General features: G+C 51.2%; 15 protein-coding genes. 1 reads left to right on the forward strand and 14 read right to left on the reverse strand.

Annotated features, from left to right (window positions below; genetic code table 11):
• Positions 1-12: 12 nt before the first annotated feature.
• The 14 genes from P22_RS03050 to P22_RS03115 form a co-directional block, all read right to left on the reverse strand.
• On the reverse strand, positions 13-2,385 hold the full coding sequence (locus P22_RS03050) for a hypothetical protein (RefSeq protein ID WP_235814534.1): 2,373 nt from the start codon (positions 2,383-2,385) through the stop codon (positions 13-15).
• Between the two features lie 157 nt (positions 2,386-2,542).
• The gene (locus P22_RS03055) at positions 2,543-3,439 is read right to left on the reverse strand and encodes a lysophospholipid acyltransferase family protein (protein ID WP_306341163.1); all 897 of its coding nucleotides are present in this window, start codon (positions 3,437-3,439) and stop codon (positions 2,543-2,545) included.
• A 15-nt stretch (positions 3,440-3,454) separates the two neighbouring features.
• A complete protein-coding gene (locus P22_RS03060) occupies positions 3,455-4,069 on the reverse strand; it encodes a YjbH domain-containing protein (protein WP_054258733.1) in 615 nt (204 codons plus the stop codon).
• 149 nt (positions 4,070-4,218) lie between these two features.
• Complete coding sequence (gene lpxD, locus P22_RS03065; RefSeq protein ID WP_054258734.1) at positions 4,219-5,235, reverse strand: UDP-3-O-(3-hydroxymyristoyl)glucosamine N-acyltransferase; 1,017 nt, start codon at positions 5,233-5,235, stop codon at positions 4,219-4,221.
• 24 nt (positions 5,236-5,259) lie between these two features.
• Positions 5,260-5,679, reverse strand: a complete 420-nt coding sequence (locus P22_RS03070) for an OmpH/Skp family outer membrane protein (RefSeq protein WP_054258735.1) — start codon at positions 5,677-5,679, stop codon at positions 5,260-5,262.
• Between the two features lie 97 nt (positions 5,680-5,776).
• Entirely contained in the window at positions 5,777-6,715 is a 939-nt protein-coding gene (locus P22_RS03075) for a hypothetical protein (RefSeq protein WP_054258736.1), read from the reverse strand.
• Positions 6,716-6,836: 121 nt separating this feature from the next.
• Entirely contained in the window at positions 6,837-7,310 is a 474-nt protein-coding gene (locus tag P22_RS03080) for an OmpH/Skp family outer membrane protein (protein WP_054258737.1), read from the reverse strand.
• 77 nt (positions 7,311-7,387) lie between these two features.
• Positions 7,388-8,692, reverse strand: coding sequence for a hypothetical protein (locus P22_RS03085; protein ID WP_235814535.1), 1,305 nt, complete (start codon positions 8,690-8,692; stop codon positions 7,388-7,390).
• Positions 8,693-8,820: 128 nt separating this feature from the next.
• Positions 8,821-10,548, reverse strand: a complete 1,728-nt coding sequence (locus P22_RS03090; protein WP_054258738.1) for a BamA/OMP85 family outer membrane protein — start codon at positions 10,546-10,548, stop codon at positions 8,821-8,823.
• A gap of 67 nt (positions 10,549-10,615) precedes the next feature.
• The gene (locus tag P22_RS03095) at positions 10,616-11,206 is read right to left on the reverse strand and encodes a hypothetical protein (protein WP_054258739.1); all 591 of its coding nucleotides are present in this window, start codon (positions 11,204-11,206) and stop codon (positions 10,616-10,618) included.
• A 172-nt stretch (positions 11,207-11,378) separates the two neighbouring features.
• Positions 11,379-12,020 carry a sigma-70 family RNA polymerase sigma factor gene (locus P22_RS03100; RefSeq protein WP_054258740.1) on the reverse strand — a complete coding sequence of 214 codons (642 nt, stop codon included), beginning with the start codon at positions 12,018-12,020 and terminating at the stop codon, positions 11,379-11,381.
• A gap of 44 nt (positions 12,021-12,064) precedes the next feature.
• Entirely contained in the window at positions 12,065-16,369 is a 4,305-nt protein-coding gene (locus tag P22_RS03105) for a translocation/assembly module TamB domain-containing protein (RefSeq protein WP_054258741.1), read from the reverse strand.
• 427 nt (positions 16,370-16,796) lie between these two features.
• The gene (locus P22_RS03110) at positions 16,797-18,089 is read right to left on the reverse strand and encodes a TolC family protein (RefSeq protein ID WP_054258742.1); all 1,293 of its coding nucleotides are present in this window, start codon (positions 18,087-18,089) and stop codon (positions 16,797-16,799) included.
• 198 nt (positions 18,090-18,287) lie between these two features.
• Complete coding sequence (locus tag P22_RS03115) at positions 18,288-19,949, reverse strand: ankyrin repeat domain-containing protein (protein ID WP_082378379.1); 1,662 nt, start codon at positions 19,947-19,949, stop codon at positions 18,288-18,290.
• A 327-nt stretch (positions 19,950-20,276) separates the two neighbouring features.
• On the opposite strand from P22_RS03115, the gene P22_RS03125 reads away from it, so the two are divergent.
• The gene (locus P22_RS03125) at positions 20,277-20,960 is read left to right on the forward strand and encodes a TerC family protein (RefSeq protein WP_054258745.1); all 684 of its coding nucleotides are present in this window, start codon (positions 20,277-20,279) and stop codon (positions 20,958-20,960) included.
• Positions 20,961-21,075: the final 115 nt, after the last annotated feature.

Here is a 21,075-nt window from a genome sequence, read left to right on the forward strand (position 1 = left end):
GCCTGTTCCTCCTTACTTAAATTTAATCTTACGCCGATTCAGTTTCTGCATTAATCCGGGACGTCCGCCGGGCACCACAATCTCCCGCATGATCTCATCAAAAGACAGCCCCATGGCTTCACCGGCCATGACCTCTTCCGTGGACACCGGATTAATTTTCTCCGCATAGCCGGCGGCAATTAGTCCCAGCAGCGCTCCAATCACCGGTACGCCCAGCCAGGGCAGATAGGGGATGCCGCCGTCTGCCAGAATAAACATGGCAGTCAGCATGACGGCTCCCACGGCCATACCGTACCGGCGCTCCACAGCGGTAAAGGTAATCATAACCCGGTAAACCACCCCGCGCCAGCCGGAATGCGTCGTTTTGACCGCCAGCCGTTTGCGGCGCATAACCGCCATAACTGCCGTATGATCCAAAGCCAGAAAAACCAGTGTGGCAATCATGGCCATCAAACCGGCCAGAATAGCCCGCACCTCATTGAGTACTTTATATACCTGGCCGCGGGTATCCGGCTCAATGACACCCAGGTCGCTGGAATAAAGCGAGGCGTTGCTGTGCCCCACCTGCGCTTCCACCAGCGGTGCCACCGCTTCAGTACCGATATTGCGGCTGGTGAGAATTTGAATCCGTTCTCCCGGTATAACCTGTCCGTCAATAAAGTTATCGAGCAGTTTTACCGAACGGCCGATTTCCTCGTCTTTTAGTGCCGGAACGGCCTGTGCCATATACTGTAACTGCGCGGTAACCAGCGGAACATTGATATGATTTAATTTGTCCAGTTGTTCGCTGGCACCGGCCAGGTTTTGTTTTGCCCCCTGGACATCAAAAGACCGCAAGTTGGCAATGCTGTCCTGCCCGCTAACCGTAATCGTATTGATCAGGCCCTGCACCTGCTTTGCCTGATCAGACACTGTCTCCAGCGCCCCCAGGGTCTCACTGAGGCCGGTCAGGTTTTGCTGTGCCCCGTCAATTGCATTGACTGTATCTTTCACTTCGGGATTAATCAGCTGGACCACCTGCAGCCCGGTACTGATTCGGCTTAAAGCCTGGCTGGAGTTATCCACCTGCGTCCGGATCCCTTTGGTGTCCAGTCCGGCCAGATTGCCGGTAACCGTCTGAATGGTGCCGCCGGCTGACTGCAGACTGTCCAGCGTTTTTTCCATGGCGTCCACGCTGTTGTCGTAGTTGTCCAGCGCCCGCAGCGAAATTTGGGCCAGATTGCGGCTGTTTTCGGCAAATTCCGGCACCTGTTCCACCAGCTTTGTCGTTTCATTCAACGCCTGCCCCAGCTCCTGCCGCGGGTTGCGGTAACTTGCCTTCCCGACCGCATTACCGACAATACTATTGGATACTTTGTAACCTTCCGGGTTGAGCAATGCGGAAGCATCCCCCTGGACAATCATGCCTTTTACCGTCCCGCCGGTTTCTACTTCCGTAACCTCCACCAGCACATTGGCCGGGTCGACCGGTCCGCCGGTCGCCGGCGGCGTCTGAGCCGTCCCCTGGAAGGCCACCATGTCGCCCTGCAACAGCCTGGTTCCCTCGTTAACAGCGATCGTTACTTCCGAGGCATACGCCTTCAAAAAGCGCTTTAGCTCCATCATGGTGCTTACCGTATAAGTCATATTATCGTTTTTGCCGTCAACGGATACATTTTCCGCCTCTGTGGCTTGCAGTTTTTCCTTCATTTCGGCGGCAATCGTCTCGCCCAAACGAATGGGATTGTCCGGTTCGCTGCCTACCGGAAAGCTAATCTCAATCACCTGATATTGCTGTAATAATGCTTTAATTTGTTCATTGACCGCCGCCGATTGTTCCAGACTGGATAAAATCACCCCAACAGACGAGCCGTCATGAAAAGCAAAATTTACGCCCGGGATGCCGCCGATCTGTTCAATCAGTTTATTCCGGGCACCTTCCGGCACACCCCGGATGGTAAGGCGGGGCTCAGTCATCACACCGACACCGGCACCACCCGGTATTCCGCCGAAGGTTTTCCCTAAATTGTCATATACTTCTTTCGTCCGGTATTCCGGTGGTAAAGCAATAAAAAAGTTTGTTTTGCCGGTGATGGTCGGTCCTTCTTTTAACGTCGCTCCCGGAAAAACATCCGCAATAATATTTTGAATTTGTGTAGCCGTATCTTGTTTCATTTCTTCCCGCGCCTGAATAATCAGATCGTATTCTCCATAGTCACCGACCATGCTGGAAAGTGTCTTGGAAAAATAGGCATTAGCCGATAATGACAAGGTACTGGAAAGCAATGACCCAATCACTATGCTTACAACCAGCAGCACGATTATGTCGCGGTTGAACGTATCGGTAAACAGTCTCTGCCCTATTCTTTTTACTGTTTTAACTGTCTCGGTTCCTGTCACTGACATGAGTCATCACCTCATTTCCGGGTTATATTATATCATGTATATCAATAACCTGTCTATTCGTATATACTTTTTAAAGCAAATGTATATACTGGAAGTTGTTCCACATAAAAAAAGAATTGCGGCACCATGGTGTACCTGCAACTCCTGTTCAGCAGCTTTATGTATTTCCGTCCGGGGAATGCTTCCAGCGGTTATGTAGCCAAAACCATTCCTGCGGGAACCGGCGGATATGGTTTTCAATAATGGTTGTCAATTGTTGTGTCGTTGTGGCAATATCCTGCTCCCGGTCTGCTGTTTTTTGCATCCACAGCGGCGGATGAATAATAACCGTATGTGTACCGTCCGGCTGTTCCGTAATAAATGCCGGTACGATCGGTGCTTCCTTCAGCCGGGCCAAGGCGGCCGCACCGGGCGGCGTCGATGCCTGCCGGTCAAAGAAAGTCACAAATACACCGTCATGGCCGGCATCCTGGTCCATCAGCAGGCCGACAATCTTTCCCTGCCCCAGCATCCGTACCATTTCCCGAACACCGCTTTTATAAGTGACATGCATACCGGCCATGGTACGGTATTCATTAATAAAGCGATCCATGGCGGCATTTGTCTGTTTCTGGGCAACGGCAATAACCGGAAAACCGTTCATGGCCAGTGAAGCCCCTAATATTTCCCAATTGCCACTGTGTGCTGTCGCCAACACCACGCCCCGCTTATGGGACAGGGCTTCCGTCAAATAATCCTTGCCCTCCATCCGTACTTTTTGCCCGATATTCTCCGGATTGAGTTTTGGCAGGCAGAGCACTTCCATCAGCATGCGGCCAAACCGTGTGGCACTTTGCCGGGCTACCCGCTCTGCCGACCGTTCATCCATCGCCAGGCTGCGGCTGATATTCTGCACTGCCATCCGACGCCTTTTCTTAGGAACCAGCGGCCAGCACACCTCTCCGAGCAGGTTGCCGAGGCTCCGCCGGCAGCCCGCCGGCAGGGCACACACCAAACGGCTGCAAAGTTTAACACTATGATAAAGCATGCCGTTCTCCCATCTCTTTTCTTCCATTTAGTTACAGACTCCTTAATAAGTATAACTCAGGCCAAAATAAGTATGATGGTCCCGCCAGCCGGTATCAATCTTCACAGCCGGATTGACCATAAACCGGATACCGACATTCATGCTGCTTCCATCATATTCCGCCATTAGCGCTGCGGCAGGAAAAGTTTTCCCCGGCAGCACACTGACCCGCTTCAGACGTTTTTCCACCCCGGCAAACAATCCGTCAAAACGTCCGTTTCCCGCCCCGATATGCAGCCTGATGCCATCCGGCAGCGATTTGCTGGCTACCGCATACCAGGAACGCTGCTGCTCGCCGGTAATGTCTTCCACGCCCAGAGCAACGGCAGGCGTCAGCATGGCTTCCGGCAGCAGGGAAACTTTCGCCTGCAGGCGCATACCGCCCGGCCCCTGTTCGGAATAAGCGGCCCCCACTTCCATACCGGCAGCGGCATGAAAGGTCAAAACTCCGTGATCATGAGGCCCTATATGATAATAACCGGCAGCAGCCTGGCCACTGCCCAGCACATCGGCGGAAGGGATAGCAATCAATCCGGTAGCCCCCTGCAGGGAAGGAGCAGCGCTTGCATAACCGCCGCACAAAAAAAAGAACGCCACTCCCAACAGCCAATTCCGCATGAAAGCTCCCCCCTGCATCTTGCTTTATAGTATAATTCCGCATTTCGACAGCAAACTCCTGCCAAACTCACACAGAAAAGGACGGCATTGCCCAGCCGAGCTTTTTGCTCAGCCGCAAAGCCGTCCCCTCCGTGTTTCTATTCGGTTATTTAGTGCGTTACCGGCAATTCGGCCAGCCGTTTTTCCAGCTCCCGCACTCTTTTTACCAGGTCAGGCAATTTATTGATATAAGCCTCCGATTTTAACCACTCTTTGTGTGGTTTGGCCGGAAATCCGGCGTAAAAAGAGCCGGCTGCCACATCGCCGATAATCCCGGTACGGGCCGCAAATACACAATTATCGCCAATGGTAATATGGCCGGTGCTGCCCACCTGCCCGGCAAAAGTCACATGATTGCCCACCTTGGTGCTGCCGGAAATGCCCGTCAGCGCCACGACAAAGCAGTCTTCACCAATGACCACATTATGTCCCAAATGAACGAGATTATCAATTTTTGTTCCCCGTTTTACCACCGTACTGCTAATGGTTGCCCTGTCAATACAAGTATTGGCCCCGACCTCCACATCATCCTCAATAATGACGTTACCTACCTGCGGTACTTTGTGATGACGCCCCTGAACGCTGACAAAGCCAAAACCGTCGCTGCCAATAACTGCACCATTCTGCAAAATAACCCGGCTGCCGATACGGCAGTCCTCCCGGACGGACACATTGGAATAGATCAGTGCATCACTGCCGATAACAACGTGATTGCCAATATACGCGTTCGGATAAATCACGGTATTATCACCAATCGCCACATGATCGCCAATCACCGCATTGGCCATGATGGCCACATTGTCACCCAGCTTCACATCTTTCCCCAATACAGCCGTGGCGTGAACTCCTCGTTCCACATCCGGCGGCGGCATAAAAAACTTCAGCAGCTTAACAAACGCCACGCGCGGATTCTCCACCCGGACGGCGGGTTTGGCAAATTCCGTAGAATCAAGAGGAATAATAACGGCAGCAGCCCGGGAAGCCGCTGCTTTTTCCAGATGAGGCGGTACGGCAAAGACAATATCCGAGCTGCCGGCTTCTTCTATATTGGTAATACCCGTTATCTCCACCGTGTCGTCGCCCAGAACGCTGCCATCCACCAATTCAGCAATTTCGCGTAACTTCATGTTTCAAGAAAGCCTCCCCGGACACTATTGCATTTTACTGATTACCTCATCGGTAATATCCGTCCCACCTGATGCCACGCCGTTTTTGTACAACACAACGCCCATCTTCTTTTCTTTGGCTACCTGTTCCAGCGTTTGCTTAATGCTGGCATCAATTTGGGATTCCATATCCTGTTTCATTTTCAAAAACTCATTGTATGCGGTTTCCTGACGTTTTTGGAATTCCTCTGCCGAAATATTCGGCTTGTCTTTTTCCAGCTGCTCGCTCAGTTCTTTTCCCTTGGCATTCAGCTGCTCCTGAAATTGCTTGACTTTAGGACTGTCGGTCATGACCTTGTTTACGTCCAGTACACCAACATTCTGCGTCGGACTGCAGCCGCCCAGAAGTACGCTGCCCAGCACGACCATTCCCAATACTAAAAGCATGGTAAAAATACGTTTCATTCTGTTTCCTCCGTCCTTACACTTTCTCCGTTTTTTCGACTGCCAGTGAATGAAATACTTTGCTGTTTCATTCTTACTGATAGTATATACCGGTCCTTTATTTCTTAAACTCGGCAATCACATCGGCAGTGATATCAACCGCGCTGATATTCAGTTTTATATTCGTCAGCACCGAATCCAGCCCCTTGGCTACGGCCACTTTGCCGGTCTTATCCCGGATATCCGCCATAATGCTGTTTTCCAGGGCACTGAGTTCCTGCTCCTTGGCCGTCAATTGCTGCTCCAAATTGCTGCTCGGGCCGTCACCGGTTGCAGGAGCAGCAGGATTTAGCGTTGCCAGCCGCTGTGAAAACTCAGCCTGTTTGGCTGCCGCCCGGGATGCCATCTCGGCATTGAGCTCTTGTGAATAAGCCTGAAGTTCCGATTCGGCTTTCTTTTTCTCCGGAGCCATCAGCTGCTCCATACGTGCTTCCAATTCTTTATGCTTGGCATTTATTTTTTCATTCCGTTCCGCCTGCAGTTTTTCCATTTCCTGCTGCAGCGGTTCCATTTCAGCCTGACTTAACTGAACGGTTTTAAGTTTCAGCTGCAGATTAAAAATCTGCGGCTGATACGTTTGATCAATTTCCGCCGTATAGCTTTTCAGTTCTTGTTCAAGATTTTGCCGGAACTGGGCTGCCTGCTCCTCCAAACGCTGATTTATGGCCGCATGCTTGGCCGTCATTTTCTGATTGAATTCCTGTCCCAGCGAAGCCTGCACACCCGCCATATCCCCCCCTGCGGCAGATGGAGAAGGCGTTTGGGCAGCGGCCGGATGATAACTGGCCAACTGCTGCTTCAGCGTATTGATTTCGGTTTGCAGTGCTTCATGAGCTTTATATTGGGGATGAGCCTTAACCGCCTGCTGCATGTCGATAATACCGACCGCCGGCGTTTTATCCGCAGGTTCATCCTGAGGGGAAGACTTGGAGCTGCAACCGGCAACCAGAAACGCGATCAACATCAGAAACAAGAACGCTTGTATTTTTCGGTTCATACTGCCAGTCCACCCTTTCTTTCGAAAAAATCTCTCGCCGTGCCGACACGTTCATGAAATCAGCGGTTTCCTAATGAAGAACCGAGCTGGGATCACCTGCTCGGTTGCAACAAGGCGTTTATTATTTACCGCTGACCTTTTTGATGACTTCATCGGTAATATCCTGACCACCATATACAACATTGTTTTTATCTAAAACCACGGATAAACCCTTGGCAGTAGCCACTTCCTGAATAGCAGCCCTTACCTTGTCCAGCACCGGAGCCATCAACTCCTGGTTTTTCAGACTCAACCGCTGTTGAAGCTGCATATAATACTGCTGTTTTTCCTGCTCGTTCATATTGGCACTTTTTGCCTCAAAGTCCTTTTTAGCCTGTTCTACTTCCGTTTTCATGGTTTCCTGAACTTTAGCCAGATCCGGATGCTGCTGCATGATCAACTGATCGTTTACCACGCCAATATTGGATTGGCTGGCGGCCTTGGCCGCAAATGATGTATTGGTTTGCGCTAATGCCAGACCGACAATACCTAGTACAAAACACACGGCTATCGTCACAGATATGACCTTAACTTGCTTTTTTTCTAATTTTAGCAATTTATAACCCTTCTCTCCTGCCTTGCGGCATCAATTTATTCTTTTCTATTATAGCAAGGAGCACCCGCTTGTTCAACCTACAAATTCCCAACCAGCCGCAGCCACCTGTCGTTTTCGCTGAAAATATATTCCAGGCTGACAAAGTCATGCAGCTTATAGCGGATTCCCAGCTCATTGCTTTCATCCTGCAGATTGTACTCAAACCGCATCCCCCAGACCGGCGTCAGCTGCTGTTTAAACCAGAAATAACTTTCCGAATGCGTCAAATCGTATTTAAAGCCGCCGGTAGTCCCTTTTGCCAACGTATAGCCCCAGCCGGGCGAAACCTCCCAGGATACCGTGCCGGGTACAAACCCCACTTCAAGAAAGGCCTCGTTGCGCTTGTTGAGATATTTGCCGGCATGCAGCTTGGCCGACGTATTATTGTCCTCCTTGCCCACATCCAGATACCCTTCCAGCCATAAGTGATAACGGTCGGTTTCCACCTGCAGGTTGATTACGGTATCCTTGCCGGCATCAATGGCCGGTTTGACACTCAGACCGTATTTTTGCACGATCGAACGCTTTATCGCCACTTCTTCAAGCTTTTCGGTAAAATATTCATTGTGTCTTTCCACGAAGGCTACCGGCAACCCGGTCAGCTGCTTGCTCAGTTCTTCCACGGCCGGACGCATTTGTAAGAGAAGCAGGTTGGGAATACTGTCCGAACGCAGGGAAACTCTGGTATCCAATACGGTAGGACCGGCCGGGGCTAACGACAGCTTCACCACCGTACGCCGCCCCGGAATAATATCAATACCGGTACGAAATTCCGGCAATTGTTCGGCCAGAATATCCCGGATCATGCTCTTGCTTACCATACTTGCCCAGTCTACCGCATCAATGGGCAAGCCTAACAGTACGGTATCGGCTTTACTTTCCAGATCGCCGATATCCTGTTGGACCAGCTTTACCAGTTCCGGCGAAAGATTGCCGAAATCATATTCCCAGGCTATGTCCTGTACGGTATCTCCCCAGGGCGCTACCTCTACGGTAATGGTGCTGTTCCTGCCCGGTTCAATGCTGACCCGCTGGATAATATAGCCGATGAGCACCCGGTCAAATACTTCCTGAATTAGTTTTTCATAAGCTGCCCTGCTGCCGGCAATATCGGCCACGTTTCGTCCTGCCAGCACATGTTCCCCGACAGTTTTTACACTGGCGGCCATCCGTTTGGCAATCAGCGCCGGCGGCCTGACCGTCCCGGCCTCCGGAACGACATGAACCGTAATGGTATCAACCGATTCCATGGCGGCCTGCACCGCGCCAAACGGCAGCAAACACATAACCAAAAGCAGGCCTATTGTGATTGTCCCCCGGCGCCAAGCTGCTGCCCACATCATACGTTACACCCCCGGCATATCTTGAAGCGTCATCGGTCACCCGGTGTATATAGCAAGAGTCAGGCCAAGACCTGACTCTTGCGAGGCCAAAGCAATCCGCTCACGCGTTTTTGCCTGTTATTGTGAATCTAGAATTGTCCACCAAAGCTAAAATGCGTTTTCCCGCCTTCCGAACCTACGGCATAATCAATGCGTACCGGTCCTAACGGGGTAGTAACACGAACGCCGAGGCCGATGCTGCTCTTTAAGTCATCCAGTTTATAGCCTTCACCTTCCCAGGCATTACCAAGATCACCAAATACAACACCCTGCACTTTTTTGGCGATCGGCATACGGTACTCTACAGAGGTCAGCAGCATCTTATCGCCTTCAAACTCATTGTCTTCGTATCCGCGCAATGTATCGCTGCCGCCCAGGCTGAACTTGCCGCTTTGCGGCATTCTGCCGTCGGCATACCCTACTTCGGCGCGTACGGCAATGGTGTGATCGCTGCCGACATCGAAATACCGGCGGGTTTCAGCCGTGTATTTGTTGAAGTTGAAATCGCCGCCCAGAGCCCGTCCGGCAAACTCCGCCGACAGGGAGTAATAACTGCCGGTGGTGGGATTAAACACGTTGTCGCGGTTGTCAAATACTCTGGACAAGGTCACACTGCGGGTCAGACCGAAATTATCATACAAATATTCTTCATCTGAACTCACGTCCGTATCGTCCACATGTTCCACATAGGTATCCTTACGGTTTTTCAAGGTAATGAAGTTTTTCATATATTCGTTTTGCGGCCGGCCCAGCGTAAGATTCCAGCCCTTGCGGTTTCTGTCATAAGTGGAATAGGCATCGCCATTCTCATAATCGGTATATTCGTTGGTCATGTCGTAGAACTCAAATCCCAGCGAGGTTTCCTTGCTGTCCAGCCAGGGACGGGTATACCCGATACTGTAATTCCGGTCGCTGGCTTCACCGCCAAACTCCCAGTGCAGCTTGACCTTATCGCCGGTCCCTCTGAAGTTGTTATCGCCCAACTCAATGATCCCGATCATGCCGTCACTTTCACTATAGCCGCCGCCGATGGCAAAGGTACCGGTTTTTTGTTCCACCACATCGGCTTCCAGTACAACGGCATTCGGCTCCTTACCCGGATTGAGTTTCATGTTGACATCCTCAAAATATCCCAGGTTGTACACTCTTTGCATACCACGGCGAGCGTCCTTGGCATTGAACGGCTCTCCGGTTTTAAGCTTCATTTCCCGTGTAATAACATAATCTTTCGTCTTGTCATTACCCTTGATCTTAATGTCCTCCAGTACACCTTCATTAATGGAAACGGTGAGCACACCGGCCGGACTCATGGAAACATCGCTTACCTTGGCCAGAATATAGCCCTGGTCACGGTAATACTGTTCAATCCCTCTGGCATTTTCATTCAATGTTTTGGTATTTAGTATTTTTCCCTTCTCCAGCTTCAGTATCTCTGTCAGCTTGTCCGTCGGGACCTTGGTGTTCCCCTGAATCACAATATCGGTGAGAACGGGGTTCTCCAGAACCGTGTACACAACTTTGACGCCCTCGGGCACTTCGGTAAAATTGGTCACAACGTCAAAAAAATAACCTAATTCATAGATGGCCTGCATATCCTGTTTAACGGCATCCGCGGTTAGTGCATTCCCTGGTTTCACTTTGACCACTGACATAATGTCGCTGTCGGCTATCGTTGAATTGCCTGTGACCGTCACTTCAGTAACCGTCTTACCGTTAATGTCGGCCGCCCCAGCGGGAATGGCAGCGGAAAAAACAATTCCGAGGCTAAATGCAGCAGCTACTAGTAACTGCCCATAATAGCGTCGCAGCTTTTCCATGAATGACCTCCTTATCTAGTTTTCCAAAAACTACTTGTAAATAGCTACTCTTCCGGATACCTGCCGGCTACTGTCCACGCAGCGATTGGCCTGCTACCCGAACCAGTTTTTGCATTTCAGCCGGTGATACCACTTCGGCATGAACCGGAGCGGCTGCGGAAGAGTTGTTGTCGGTACTGTTGTTATGGGTGACTTGCGGAGCTACAGGCCGGTTTTGCGGCGGCTGATAGGCAGTCTGTCCTGCAGGCTGTTCCGGCGGCTCTTCACCGTCGGACGGTAAAACCTCCGGCAGGCTCTTACGCTGCTCAACAATCTGGGGTACGGCAGGACTGACCGGCAGTTCCGCCTGCTGGTGGACGGCCGCCGGCACGGGATACACGGCTTTTGCCTCCTGCTGCCACCAATAAGCTCCCCCCGTACCGATCGCGCCCGCCATCAAAGCCAGGCTTAAAGCCAGACCATGGCGCAGCAGCGGATACTTATAACGCCACTGGGAAGAACGGTGTTCTTCTTTCACTCGCTGCAGTTCGGCCTGAGCCAGCAGCAAATCCAGTTCGCCCCTGATGTCCCGTTCTTTATCAAACGATTCTTCGGCCCGCACCAGCCAATGGCGGGCCGACCGCAGACGCGCAAGCATATGCTTTTTCAAATCAGCCATTTCCACCACCCCTATTATAACCACAATTCTATAGTCATGAGAAGAGGCCAGATTTTGGTCATGCAAAAAATGCTGAAAATCAGTGAATTTACTGTTATTAATTCATTTTTCATTCATTATCTGGCCATATTGGCTAAAATCCGCCTCTTTAAAAAAACTTACTCGTTTTTTCTTACCAGTTTTGCATGAATTTGGACAACATGCCGCGTATCCGCCGAATGCCTTGTTTTTGCAGCCGGTAAATATGGGAAATGCTCATATCCAGCGATTCCGCCAAATCCTTGGGTTCCTGCTCTTCGAGATAAACTCCGCTTAACACCAGCTGCTCTTTGGCCGGCAAGCGTCCCATGGCCTGTTTGACCTGTTCCATTAAATAATTGTACTCGGCCTGCTGGGAAACGCCGGGAGCCGTATCAACCAGCGTATCTCTTAACGTATTGCTGTCGTCTCCGTCTTCCGCCGGGCTGTCGATGTACGTCCAGTTTTTCTTGCCTTCCCGCTCCAGGTAGTTCATAATCCGGCCCTGAATCCGGTACTTGGCATACAGGCTGAAAGCGACACCCCGGGTGTGATTGTAGTTTTCCACCGCTTCAATTAAGCCTACGGTGCCTTCCTGAATCATATCCATAATTACCGGCTGGTCCACGCGAAACCGCATGGCAGCTTTAAATACAAGCGGCTGATAATGTTCTATGAGCTGCCGCCGGCTATCGAGATCGCCCTCGTCCTTAAATTGCTGCCACAACAACCGTTCTTCGTCTGGCGCCAACAGGGTAATCTTCCGCAGTTCGGCAAGATAATCCTCAAGTACCATGCAAACCATTCCTATCCTTATAGTATTCCTCTGTGCTTTTGCACTTAAAACCGGTATCGGTATTCCATACCCAGCCGGTGGTCGTTCTCATTATCGGTGCCGCCGGTCAGACTGATTCTCCTGCTGAGATCGTAACGAAAATCCCATTGGTATTCGTCATGGTCAACACCTATGGTATAGGTAATAAGAAAACGGTCGGTCAGATATTTGGTCATCTCCAGGTTGTAGCCTTCACGCTCCGCCGTTGCACTCCCCGTACTGCTGGAACCGTCCGTAAAGGTATCACGCACAAAATGGAACTCATCCACGCCTAACGCATTTTGCAGCATGCTTTCCAGTTCGCTGACAAAACGGATCTGCAGCCCGGCATCCAGCATGCCGAGCAGTTCATCCCGGCCGAAGTCATTATCCTGTCCGTCGTTTTGCCGCTCAAAATAACGGCTGCGCAGCGTCAAAAGCGACAGGATTTCCTGCTGGCTCATGGCCGGCTCGGAGGTCAGGGAAAAATTCATTTCATCAACCGGACCGTTGATGTCCAGATTCACTTTGGTCCTTTGCAGTTTGGTCTCGGCATTCAAATGAATTACCGGCACCAGGGAGCCCACCTGCGTAAATTCGGCAACCGCCTCTTTAATTTTAAACTGCGTGCGCAGATAACTTACCGAGCCGCGTTTGGCAAAGAAGCGTCCGGAAACATCCGGCCAGCGGGTCGTCCCGCCAAAGTGCACATGACCGCCCAGTTGCATGTCATAGAGATATGGATTGTAAAGGCGCACTTTATTTTTGGCGATTACCTCCAGGTCCATTCCGAGCTTTAAATCGGAAGGCTCCAGATCCGGAAGTGCCGGGATATCAATTGTATCATTTTCGAGTACAATACGTCCAGACAAAACCGGCCTTTTCGGTGTACTGACCAACGCCAGATTGCCATTAAGCGGCCCTTTGAAGTATTTGCTGTTAACCCCCAGGTTTTCCATGGCGGCCGTTAGGTTATAATCGGCCAGCGTCCATCCCTGCAGCCGGACCGTGCCGGTTAAATGGTAGGAACCGGCTCCCATATAGCCTTCAAAGGTATTTATATTTATTTTATCATCTTCAAAACGAATATCAACCCCTACATTCTGGATGGGATCATTTAGGAAAGAAGGCTTAACTACTCCGCCCTGAACGGAAAAGCTGCCGTTGATCCGCGGCTGGGCCAGCGTTCCCTGAATGGTCAGTTCCCCCCGGGTTGGTCCCTGGGCCCAGGATATTTCTTTGCTCAAAACCGGCAAAATACTTAAATCGGCTTCATCCAGGCGGAGCTTTATATCCATTTGGTCAGCCGCCGTTCCCTGCTGGCGTCCGGCGGAACTCAGCGCTGCCAATGGAATCACGCCATAGGCACTGGCCCGGTACGGGCCTTGGGTCAGCAGCAGCTGATTCACCTGAATCTTGCCGTCATCCAGCATAAATAATCCGTATAGGGAGTCAACTGTGGCGTTTCCCACACTGCCTTCCGTTATTTCCATCGACATATCGGCATGCAGGTTGCGGGTTTTTCCGGATATCTGGGCCGCAAAGCCAAGCTTTCCCTTTACCGGCAGCGCTACATCGGATAACGCCGTTATTAACCCGGCATCAATATCCCTGCCGCCTACTTCCATATTGATGGCTCCGTTGAAATCGGCCGTACCGCGGGCGGCCAATACGCCCATTCCCTGCCGTGCGTCAAGCTTGTTTACCGTCAGCACATCATTCACCAATTGCAAATCCAGCTCGACACTGTCCAGAGGATACTCTTTTATTTTACCGCTGCTTAGGCTGCCGTTCAGCCAAATATCCGGTTTGGGCAATACCCCTCTGACCTGGATGCGCCCGTTGAGCAGGCCGTCCACGTCATGGGCCGGCACGTTGAAAACCGACAGCAGGGAGGGCAGACGTCCGTTAGTTACTTCCAAACTGCCATACACCTCATTGGAGGTCAGATTGACACCGCCGCGGAAATTAAAGCTGCCGGTATCCTGCTGAAATTTTAAGTAATAGATAGTAAGTTGGTTGTTTTGGTAATCCAGCCGGGAATCAACACCTGAAATCGTTTGTCCGTTAAATTCCAGTGCCGCTGCCGCCAACTGTCCGTCAAACAGCGGATTGTCCATCGTCCCGGTCAGTTTGCCGGTAAAATTTGCCTGCCCGCTAACCGGATAGGGAAAATTCACATGCAGTTTCGCCAGATCAATATCCTGCGCCGTAACGTCAAAATTCAGCTGATTGTCCGGATTAACGGTGCCGGATATGGCAATTTTGGTATTTAGCGAATCCACCAGAAAATGATTAACGGTGGTAACTCCATTTTTTCGCTGATAGGCTCCTTCCGCCCGGGCAATGAGCTGCCCGCGGAAACTGCCTTCCGTCAAAATCAGGCTGCCCTCCATATTGATGTTGTTTACCGGTCCGGTTACCGTAAGGTCATTGTCCACATTACCAGTTAAGTTTTCTCCGGGTGCCAGCAGTGCAACCAGATTTTCCGCCCGGACCTTACGGGAAACAATGTGCATATTCACCTCTTTATTCCCGGTAAGGGCGAGAGAACCGTCTATTTGATGACTGCCTGCCCCGTTAAATAATGCGGTCTTATGTAACTGCAAACTGCCCGTGGTAAGCACCAGCCCCCCCTGCGCACTGGTAAAGGGCTGCTGAAAAACCTGCCCGTCTGCAGCCGTAAAGTCACAGGTAAATACCGGATCCTTCAGCGAGCCGGTAACCTGGCCGGTAAAATCCGCTGTTCCGTCCAGGTTGATTTCATTGTCCAGATTTCGCAGCGCAGCAAGCGGCACCGCCTGGCCGCGTACCGCGACCGCCAGGGCATTTCCCTCCAGCGGCACCACGCCACTGGCGCTGATGCTGCCGTCACCCACCTTGGCATTCAGGTAATCCAGCGTCAGCACCTCGTTTTGATAAAAGAAACCGCCGGCCAGGTTGCTAAAGCCGATTCCCCCTGCGGAACCGGACGCCATCTGCAGACTTCCGTTGATTACGGCCCCCTGTAAAGCACCCTTTCCGGAAATACCAGCCTCAAAATCAGCCCTGCCGGACAGACCGGCAACGCCTGCCGGCACAGCCGAACTGTCTATATTCTTTCCTCCCACCTGCAGCTGGTATGCGGTATTCGGAATATCCACCGTTCCGGTTGCCGTCAGATGCCCCCCCCACATATCGGCCTGGACATCATATAAAGTAACCAGTTGATTTTCCATCCGTAATCTGGCCTTGCCATTGGCAATGCCAAACCCGCTGTAATCTCCCTGCGGTAAACGGAACTCTCCCTCCACAACCGGATTATCCACCCGGCCGGACACCGCAGCCTGAAAAGCAACTTTTCCCTGCAGGGGGATGGCTAACTCCAGCGCAGCCGGGTCAAACCCGTCCGAAGCCACCGTCAGATCGACCACCGGCACCGCAGTATCAAACACGACCTTGCCATTCAGCTTAAGCGGCTGATCCAAAACCCGGGCCGTGGTGGCAAACAGATATAGATTTTCCTCGCTGAAAACGACCCGTCCATTGATGTCCCTTACCCCGACACCGTCAATATCCAGCGCGGTATTTTCCAGCACCGCTTCGCCGGCCAGTTTGTTTTTTCCGTTCTGCTGCTGCCAAATGGCAGTAGCCTGTTTTATCGTTCCGTCAACAGGACGCAGCGATCCGCCGGACGGAAACAACACCTTAAAATCGGCCAAAGCCAGCTCTTCAGCCCAAACTGTCAGCATGTTGCCGGAAGGACTGTTCACTCGCCCTTCTACCTTGACCGGTTGTTCACGGTAAAGGGCCGAACCCTTTACCTGTATGGCCGGCTGATCGGCAAAATCCGCCTCGCCCTGTACACTGTCAATTTGCCAGGTCTCTCCTGCCGTCTGGATGACGGCCCGGCCGCCAACAAGCTCTATTTTGCCGCCAAAATGCTGCTGCTCCTCCTGTTGTTCTTTGACCAGATCTTCCACATTCCAGTCGCCGGCCGACCGTTGTATCAGATATACGGACGGCTTGTAGACCGTAACCCGTTCCACTGCCTCTGCTGCCGATTTCCCCGTAATAAGTGACAGCAGGCTGAAGCTTACTGTCGCCATATCGCTGTTTGCCAGTAAAACTTGCTGCTTATCATAAACCGACAGGTCATGGATTGTCAGAGAATGAAATGAATTCAATTCCAAAGTGCCGACAGTGACAGTCGTATCCAGCGCCTGCGAGAGTTCAACAGCCAACCTGTCCTGGAAACCCGCCATCACCATCCGGCTTTTATTTACCACAAGAATCCCGGCGGCTATTACCAACAAGCCTGCCGCCAGCAGTACTATTGCTTTCCCCTTCACCGCAACCACCTGCCCTGTCACTTAATCTGTTCAGTGCCGCAATAAAGCACTTGCCTGTATACGCTACCAAAAAAGCATAGGAATTTTTTTTACTTCGACAAAGACAGACCATCTTCCTGTATGCAGTTTTTGGAATATTATTCTCCATAGTGCGGTGACTTATGACCGCTTAGGGCCAGGCACCGGAATAGCCGTAACAAAAACCTCCAGGTCCGGTGCCGTTTACTTTACACGAACCTGGAGGAGTACACAATTTTTCGTGCTGGTCCATTTTAAAGAAATTTTTTACAGTTTCTTTGATAAAAGCGACTGTCTTATCCTATACCCAATCAAAAAAAAGAGATGTCTCAACCGGTGTATCAACCTAATTGAGACATCTCCCTGGCTTACAAAGTACTGCTCTGTTACAATAAGAAACCTCCCGGCTCTATTGAACAGGTACACCCATCGCCATCTCGAGATCGGCTTTGTTGGTATTGTAGTCATATAAAGCCTGGACATAGTTGGTTTTGGCTTCCGTCAGCGCCACCTGCGCATCCATCACATCCAGATTGGTGCCAACGCCTGCGGTATAGCGAACTTTGGCAATTTTAAAATCCTCTTCCGCCTTGTCGACCGTTACCTTGCTGGTTTCAATCCGTTTTTCCGCCTCCCGCATGCTCAAATAAGCCTGGCGGACCTCCAGCTGCACATTATCTTTGGTCTGCTTGAGGGAATGACCACTCTGTTCATAGGAGGCCTGAGCCGCTTTCACCTTGGATTTGGTAATGCCGGAGTCAAAAAAGTTCCAGTCGGCGCTTACCCCCACATACCAATGATCTCTGGTATCTCCCGGGAAATCGGTATCTTTCCATTCATATGTACTTGTCACCGCCACGGTGGGACGGTACCCGCTCTTGGCTCCCGTAATAGCTTCCTTGGCTTTGTCCTGGGTAACACCGGCTTTCACCAGTTCCGGCCGGTTTTCCAGAGCATAGCCGATACACTCTTCCATTGGCAGCGTATATTTCTCATACGCCAGTTCCTGCTTTAACTGCAGTTCGGTATCCAGCGGCAACCCCATTACATTATTAAGATTGGATATGGCCAGTTGATAATTATTTTCAGCTTTTATCAACTCCTGCTGGGCATTGGCCAGCTCCACTTCCGACCGCAGTACGTCGGTTTTAGCCACCGTCCCCACCTCATACTGGGCCCGGACATTGGCCAAGTGGGCAGACAAGTTTTCCACCGATTCTTTATTTACCTGCACCAGGTTACGTGTTTCCAGCATGGCGAAGTACTTGCTGGCGGCATTATATTTCACCTGCTGCCTGGCGCTGTCCAGATCCAGATCGGCTTCTTTCAGCCCTAATTTAGCCTGTTTAATCTCACTTTCCAGAGACCCGCCGGTGTAAGGTTTCCAGGTGAGCGTCACATCATTGCCAAAACGATTGCCATCGGCCGTAGGGTACGAATAGGTATAGCTGGCATGACTGGACGTGTGAGAGAAAGTACCGGTGACCGATTTACCGGCTTCGGCCCCTTTTACCTGCCAGACGGCATTTTCCCTGCCTGCAGCGGCAATTTTAATCGCATCGTTATTTTTCAGAGCCAAAGCAATACTCTCTTCCAGCGACAATTCCATCGGCGCAGCCAGTGCAACGGCTGTATTGAAGAAGAAAAAACCCCCGGCAGCGACAGCGGCCAAACGCTTTTTCCATAATTTGTTCCCTGCCATAACATACTTCCTCCTTAATTCTATTACAACGGCTTGACTATACAGTCAAGCTCTTTTATTATAGTGGAAAATCAAGCCAATTGTCAATCATAAGACGATTGCCTGCAAAGGAAGAAAACTCCGGCAGACAGCTAACCACAAAGCACCTCAGAGACTTTCCACTCTGCGTACTTTGTGGTTAGTAAACATAACCCTATATCATTGCAGCAACACCCCGTGAATCTTCATTCCATCCGGCAAGGTGCTCATATCGCCCGTCTGAAACCATTTATCGGGCATATTGGCCAGCGAAACCTCCAATTCAAATAACAGCCCCGCTTCCTGGGCTACGGCATACAGCGACTGGTCAATTTGCTTGATGCCGTTTAAGACCCCGGCTTTGCGCATATCCCCCAGCGTGGAGCCGATACCGATGCCGTCCCTGGTTTGAAAACGCTCATCATAGACCCTGATCCCGTCAATGGCTTGCCGTTGTCCCTGCCGGCTGATCGAAACACTCAAAATCATAGCCGGCGCTTTCCGGTCATTGGCAAACACTTTAACGACGGGGTACGGTATTCCGTCACGGTTTTCCGCTTCAAAGACCACTAAGCTGCGGTCATAGTTAAGATACAGACTTTCTACCGTTTTCCCAATCCCTGCGTAACCGGCCCTGCCGCTGTCCAGCAAATATTCCGGCGCAATGGCCGCTTCAGACGCTTTACCCGCTGAGCCCGGTTGCGCTTTGTCCGCGGTCCGCAGTTTCTCCAGCTCTTCCGCCAGACCGGGAGTACCTGCCTTGAGCAGTGCATCAATAATTTGCCGGTTTTTATGAATTAACGCCAGTGATGTTAAGGAATTCCCGTACAAATCCCGTGTGTTGACATTCGCCCCGGCCTGCAGCAAGGCCGTAACCACCTCGGGATAATTGTATTTTACAGCCAGCAGCAGTGCCGTACCTTCATCCGAGTTTTTAGTATTTACTACGGCTCCCTGTTCCAGCAGGGTCTTGACCATATCCAGCCGGCCGAAGGAAGCGGCCGCCATCAGCGGTGTGTAACCATCACTTTTCCGGTGCGAATCAACCGGCATACCGGCTTGTAAAAATAAATCAACCACTTGCCGGTCTCCTCTTCCCGCATATTTAACAAAATCATCTTCAGTAAAAGCGACCCCCATAGCATCCAGTTGACGCTCAAGCGGAGACTCACTCCGGCTTACATTTTTATACGAACTGAACCCGAGAAAGGTAGCCAGACTTAAAACCATAATCAGCACAACCCCGCCAGCCAGTGCCAGGACGTAGCTGCGGCTAAAGCTGCCCGGCATAACACCCGCCAGTGATGCCTGTCCTTCTTTTTTTACCCTGCTTCTGCTTAAAAACGGCAGGGCAGCAGACAAAGTTTGAAAAAACCGGGAAAACCAGCCGGCGGCCGGCTTGGCCTGTACCGGTGTATTCCCCCCAGCCGGCACTGCTACTGCACTATTTTCTCCCGCGTCTGCTGCAGTTGCAGGCGGCTTGTCCGTCTCCGTCGTCATTTCTCCATTCCCGGAGGCCGGACCTTTCTCTTCCGTAACGTCCGGCAACGGCGAAACAGGCTGACCCGCCGGACCAGCCGACGCTGTTTCAGTTGTTGAGCCGGCAACCGGACCGGCAGCGTTTTTGCCGGCATCCTTCGGATCGGCAATCATGTCCAAAAATTTCTCGATTTCCTCCTGGCTCATCGGCCCGTCGGCTGCACGGCCGTCAGGCCGAGGAGCTTGTACCGGTTCGGTATTTTTTTCTGAAGAAGGATGATTCATGGAAGACATTAAGGCTTCAATTTCCTCTTGGGTCATCATTTCATTGGAAGAAGGCATAGTACGATCCCGCCATTTCATTTTTTTGCCACAAAATTTTTGTCACAAATACGAAATATATGTTTATATTTCTTTTTATCTGACAAAATCCCTGTATTTTCTTCAAAAATCCTTTGAAAAAAATCCTCACAACAGTATCAATCGTACCTGTATGGACGGTCAGTGTTGACAACATCCTGGCGGTATGGTACTATTTTTACAGTTTAACAATACAAGGGGAGTAGCCTTACAGTATATGTCGTCAATCACGGATGTTGCATCCCGGCAATGCTGGCAATTTTCTTGTTGTAAGCCAGACCTTGACTCTATTTGATGAGGAAAGGTCTTTTATTTTTGGAGGCGATAGCCATGGAAGACTACCTGCACTATCTGAACCTGCAGTGGCTGCTGGGTCTCGGCAGCATCATGCTGATCGATTTAGTGCTTAGCGGTGATAATGCCGTCGTAATCGCTCTGGCAAGTAAAAATCTCCCACCCCGGGAACGCAAGCTGGCCATTCGCTGGGGCAGCGCTGCCGCCGTCGGGATGAGAATCATTCTGACCTTTACCGCCGCCGCCCTGCTCCATATTCCCTATCTCCGTTTCGCCGGCGGTCTGGCACTGTTATGGATTGCCATCAAACTTATGGATAAAAATAGCGGGACGGTAGCCTGTCACAAGGCATCCTGCCTGCGGGAAGCCATAAAAATGATCGTGCTGGCCGATGTAATCATGAGTCTTGACAACGTGCTGGCACTGGCCGGCGTTGCCAATACGGTACCGGAAGGCACGTATGCGCTGATCATCCTCGGGTTATTGGCAAGTATCCCCCTGGTTATGTTCGGAGCACAGCTATTGACCAGGCTTATGGATAACTTCCCGGTAATTATCTATGCCGGTGCCGGCATTTTAGGGTATGCGGCATCGGAAATGATTATCACCGATCCGGCCACACAGCATTTCGCCGCACAATATCAAACCCTGCTGCAAATCACATTGGTTATGCTCGTGCTGATTTGCGGCTATTTCCAGAAACACCGGATCATACGCTAACACAAAAAGCAGAATGCCGCCCCGTGCCGGGGCGGCATTCTGCTTTTTTACTCCGGCATGCAGCATGTCTGTCTGCCGGATGATCTAAGGGAGTAAAGTGAAATAGCACTCTATA

Origin of the sequence: Propionispora sp. 2/2-37 (assembly GCF_001298735.1) — a bacterium.
GTDB lineage: Bacteria > Bacillota > Negativicutes > Propionisporales > Propionisporaceae > Propionispora.

Bases quoted from the DNA above. Each gene is read 5' to 3' on its own strand.
- P22_RS03055 (WP_306341163.1), bottom strand. From the start codon at position 3,439: ATGGAAGAAAAGAGATGGGAGAACGGCATGCTTTATCATAGTGTTAAA.
- P22_RS03125 (WP_054258745.1), top strand. From the start codon at position 20,277: ATGGAAGACTACCTGCACTATCTGAACCTGCAGTGGCTGCTGGGTCTC.
- P22_RS03085 (WP_235814535.1), bottom strand. From the start codon at position 8,692: ATGATGTGGGCAGCAGCTTGGCGCCGGGGGACAATCACAATAGGCCTG.
- P22_RS03050 (WP_235814534.1), bottom strand. From the start codon at position 2,385: ATGTCAGTGACAGGAACCGAGACAGTTAAAACAGTAAAAAGAATAGGG.
- P22_RS03075 (WP_054258736.1), bottom strand. From the start codon at position 6,715: ATGAACCGAAAAATACAAGCGTTCTTGTTTCTGATGTTGATCGCGTTT.
- P22_RS03070 (WP_054258735.1), bottom strand. From the start codon at position 5,679: ATGAAACGTATTTTTACCATGCTTTTAGTATTGGGAATGGTCGTGCTG.
- P22_RS03115 (WP_082378379.1), bottom strand. From the start codon at position 19,949: ATGAAATGGCGGGATCGTACTATGCCTTCTTCCAATGAAATGATGACC.
- P22_RS03090 (WP_054258738.1), bottom strand. From the start codon at position 10,548: ATGGAAAAGCTGCGACGCTATTATGGGCAGTTACTAGTAGCTGCTGCA.
- P22_RS03095 (WP_054258739.1), bottom strand. From the start codon at position 11,206: ATGGCTGATTTGAAAAAGCATATGCTTGCGCGTCTGCGGTCGGCCCGC.
- P22_RS03110 (WP_054258742.1), bottom strand. From the start codon at position 18,089: ATGGCAGGGAACAAATTATGGAAAAAGCGTTTGGCCGCTGTCGCTGCC.
- P22_RS03100 (WP_054258740.1), bottom strand. From the start codon at position 12,020: ATGGTACTTGAGGATTATCTTGCCGAACTGCGGAAGATTACCCTGTTG.
- lpxD (WP_054258734.1), bottom strand. From the start codon at position 5,235: ATGAAGTTACGCGAAATTGCTGAATTGGTGGATGGCAGCGTTCTGGGC.
- P22_RS03060 (WP_054258733.1), bottom strand. From the start codon at position 4,069: ATGCGGAATTGGCTGTTGGGAGTGGCGTTCTTTTTTTTGTGCGGCGGT.